General features: G+C 77.1%; 4 protein-coding genes. All 4 read left to right on the top strand.

From position 1 onward, the window contains the following. Window positions 1–2,140, top strand: a 2,140-nt coding sequence (locus AB4039_RS41705; RefSeq protein WP_442273247.1) for an alpha-N-acetylglucosaminidase, incomplete at its 5' end; no start/stop codon positions are given. 234 nt (window positions 2,141–2,374) lie between these two features. Continuing rightward, complete coding sequence (locus AB4039_RS41700; protein WP_266845815.1) at window positions 2,375–2,791, top strand: hypothetical protein; 417 nt, start codon at window positions 2,375–2,377, stop codon at window positions 2,789–2,791. A gap of 123 nt (window positions 2,792–2,914) precedes the next feature. After that, on the top strand, window positions 2,915–3,481 hold the full coding sequence (gene sigK / locus AB4039_RS41695; RefSeq protein ID WP_442273248.1) for an ECF RNA polymerase sigma factor SigK: 567 nt from the start codon (window positions 2,915–2,917) through the stop codon (window positions 3,479–3,481). Next, window positions 3,481–3,828: zf-HC2 domain-containing protein (locus AB4039_RS41690; protein ID WP_442273246.1), on the top strand; the 348-nt coding region annotated here is incomplete at its 3' end. The genes sigK and AB4039_RS41690, both read left to right, overlap by 1 nt.

Raw genomic sequence — 3,828 nt, 5'->3', positions numbered from 1 at the left:
GTCCTCGGCGGCAGGCCCCGGCGCGCCTCCCCGCGCCTTCGACGCCGCGCCCGCGCGGGCCGCCCTGGCACGGCTCCTGCCGCGCCACGCGGGGCAGTTCACGCTCGTGCCCGACCCGGCGGCCGGCGCCGACACCTTCACCGTCTCCGGCCGCGCGGGCGCCGTCACCGTGCGCGGCTCCACCGGCGCGACGCTGCTCACCGGCGTCGGCTGGTACCTGCGGCACGTCGCCGGGGTGGACATCGGCCTGCCGGGCGACAGCCTCGGGATGCTCCCGGCGACCCTGCCCGCGGTACCCGAGCCGGTCACCCGCCGCGCGCTCGTCCCCCACCGGTACGCGCTCAACGACACCGACGACGGGTACGCGGGCGCGTACCGCTCCTTCGAGGAGCGCCGGCGGCAGATCGACGTGCTCGCCCTGCACGGGGTCAACGAGGTGTTCGTGCAGGTCGGCGCCGAGTACCCGTACTACAAGGCGCTCCAGGGCTTCGGCTACCCGGCGCGGGAGCTGCTTGAGTGGATCCCCGGCCCCGCGCACCAGAGCTGGTGGCTGCTGCAGAACCTGAGCGGCTTCGGCGGACCGGTCACCGAACGGCTGATGCGGGAGCGGGCCGCTCTGGGCGGGCGCATCGCCCAGCACCTGCGCGGACTCGGCATGACCCCGGTGCTGCCCGGCTGGTTCGGCACGGTGCCGCCGGAGTTCGCCGCCCGCAACCCGGGGGCGGTCACCGTGGCCCAGGGCGACTGGGCGGGGTTCGCCCGGCCCGACTGGCTGGACCCCGCCTCACCGGTGTCGGGGCGGCTCGCGGCCGCGTACTACGCGGAGCAGCGGGCCGTCTTCGGGGACAGCACGATGTACCGGATGAGCCCGCTGCACGAGGGCGGGCGGACGGGCCGGGTGGACGTGAAGGCCGCCGCGCGGGCCGTCCAGGGCGCCCTGCACGCCGCGCACCCGGGGGCCCTGTGGGCGGTGCTGGGCTGGCAGGACGACCCCGCGCCGGAGCTGCTCGCCGGAGTGGACACCTCGAAGCTGCTGATCCTGGACGGGCTGTCCGACCGGTACAACCGCCTGGACCGGGAGGCCCGTTGGGGCGGTGCGCCGTACGCGATGGGCACCATCCACAACTTCGGCGGGCACACGACGGTGGGCGCCAACACCTCGGTGTGGATCGACCGGTTCGCGGCCTGGCGCGCCAAGGGGAACAGCGCGCTGGCGGGGACCGCGTACCTGCCGGAGGCGGCCGGGACCGATCCGGCGGCCTTCGGCCTGTTCACCGACCTCGCCTGGGAGCCGGGGCCGATCGACCAGCGGGCCTGGTTCGGCGCCTTCGCCGCACGCCGCTACGGAGCGCCCGATCCGGAGGCCGCCGCGGCCTGGGAGGAGCTGCGCCGGGGCCCGTACAGCACCTCCTCGGGGCTGTGGTCGGAGTCCCAGGACAGCCTGTTCACCGCGCGGCCGGGGCTGACGGCGGCCGGCGCCGGGCACTGGAGCCCGAGGTCCATGCGCTACCCGGCGGGTTCGGTGCGCCGCGCCCTGGACCACCTGCTGCGGGTGGCCCCGCGGCTGCGCTCCTCCAGCGCGTACCGGTTCGACCTGGTGGACACCGCCCGGCAGGCCCTGGCCGACCACTCACGGGTCCTGCTGCCACGGATCAGGGCGGCCTACGGGGCGGGGAACGCCGCGCTGCTGCGCACGCTCGCCGCCCAGTGGGCATGGAGGGAGGCGCAGTTGGACGAGCTCACCGGATCCGACCCGAACTTCCTGCTGGGCCGCTGGCTGGACGCGGCCCGCTCCTGGGGCACGACGGAGGCGGAGAAGGACCGCTACGAGTACGACGCGCGCTCGATCCTGACCGTGTGGGGGCGCCGCGGCACCAGCGAGGGGAGCTTCCTGCACGACTACGCGAACCGCGAATGGAGCGGTCTGGTCGGGGAGTTCTACGCCGGGCGGTGGAAGCTGTACTTCGGCACGCTGGAGAAGGCGCTGGCCCGGCGAAGCGAACCCCGGGAGATCGACTGGCACTCCTACGAGGAGGAGTGGGCGCGCCGCACCGCCCGTGCGCCGGCCACGCCCCGCGGCGATCCGTACGCCCTGGCCGCCGCGGTCGCCGCCACCCTCCCGGCGGCGACCGCGGGCTGACCTACCGCGCGGGACCTACCGCACAGGATCCGGATGGGCTCGCGACACGCCGCACCCTTCACCCTTCCGGGGGATTCGTCCTACCCGGACGGGGGAGATCGGATCCAAGGACTCCCTCCCCGCGGAGGCGCTGGGTTGACTGGCCCGGACGTGCCGAGGGGCGGCCGCCGCGGTGCTGCGGCGGCCGCCCCTTTCCGACGCCCACGGGCCAGAGGCCGACAGGAGTGCAGCGAGATGCCCGAGACCGAGCGGGAGCGGCCCCCCGGGCCCCCGGCCACCGCCCCGGGTACGGCGGACGACGCGGGCAGCGCGGACGCCGCGGGCCGCGGCGAGGCACCGGGCCAGGCGGGCGCGTCCGGCACGGCGACGGCCCCGTCCGGTACGGCGACGGCCCCGTCCGGTCGGGCGGCGGCGCCGGTGGCCTCGGCCCTGGAGCTGCTGACCTTCCTGGTGCGCGGGACCGACGGCCCCCCGGACGCCCGGTTACCCGGGCCCGCCGCCCCCACCGACCCGGACCGGCTCACCGACGGCGTGGTGGAGCTGCGCAAACGCGGCGAACTGACCACCCGGCCGACCGGGTCGGACGCCGGGGACCGCCTGGCGGAGATGGCCCGCCGGGCCGCGGAACGGGCCGGCCGGCCCCGTGCCTGAGCGCCCCGCCGGACGCGCCCCCGTACGGGACCGAGCCGGTGGCCCGGCGGCTCCGAATCGTCCACGCGGCGTGCGGGGGTCGCCATGGCCCCGCCCCTCACGGAGGATCGGTGCGTGAACGACATGACGCGGGCCCGGACCGAGGAGGATCTGGCCGTCGCCCTCGGCCGGGTCGCCGGGGGCGACGAGGCGGCCTTCGTCTCGGTGTACGAGGCGGTGAGCCCGGCCGTGCTCGGCGTGACGAGCGCCGTGCTGCGCGACCGGGCCCAGGCGGAGGAAGTGACCCAGGAGGTGTTCGTGGAGGTGTGGCGCACCGCCGGGCGCTACCGCCGCGAGCGCGGCGTCGTACGGACCTGGGTGCTGACGATGGCGCACCGGCGGGCGGTGGACCGCGTGCGTTCCGCGCAGGCCTCGGCCGACCGGGAGCGGCGGGCGGCGCGGCTGGAGGCGGCGCTGCCGGAGTTCGACGAGGTGACCGAGGCCGCGCTGGAGCACGAGGAACGCGCGCGGGTGCGGCGCTGTCTGGAGGGGCTGACCGCCCTCCAGCGGCAGTCGGTGGTCCTGGCCTACTACGGGGGGCGGACCTGCCGCGAGCTGTCCGAGACCCTGTCGGTACCGCTGGGTACCGTGAAGACGCGGCTGCGGGACGGTCTCCTGCGCCTGCGCGACTGTCTCGGGGTGAGCGGCTGATGAGCACGGAGAACCCGCACGGGGCGACGGCGGCCTACGCGCTGGACGCGCTGCCGGAGCCGGAGCGCGCCGCCTTCGAGGCGCATCTGGAGAGCTGCCCGGACTGCGCCCGCGAGGTACGGGAGTTCGCGGCGACGGCCGCACTGCTGGGCACGGCGGCCGCGGTGGAGCCGCCGCCCGCGCTCCGCGAGGCCGTGTTGCGCCGGATCCGGGAGCTCCCCGCCGGGGCGGAAACGGAGGCCGGGGCGGCCCCGCAGACCGGGGCGGAAGCGGAGGCCGGGGCGGAAGCGGAGGCCGGGGCGGCCCGGCACCGGGCCCCGCGGCGCCGGGCGTGGGCGCGGTGGGCC

It is taken from the genome of Streptomyces sp. M-16, from assembly GCF_052114405.1.
Lineage (GTDB): Bacteria > Actinomycetota > Actinomycetes > Streptomycetales > Streptomycetaceae > Streptomyces.
The sequence above is the reverse complement of the archived record's forward strand: the minus strand, read 5'-3'. Positions and strand labels throughout refer to the sequence as shown.

Excerpts from the sequence above, each read along its gene's own strand:
- sigK (WP_442273248.1), top strand. The coding sequence starts at position 2,915 with ATGACGCGGGCCCGGACCGAGGAGGATCTGGCCGTCGCCCTCGGCCGG.
- AB4039_RS41700 (WP_266845815.1), top strand. The coding sequence starts at position 2,375 with ATGCCCGAGACCGAGCGGGAGCGGCCCCCCGGGCCCCCGGCCACCGCC.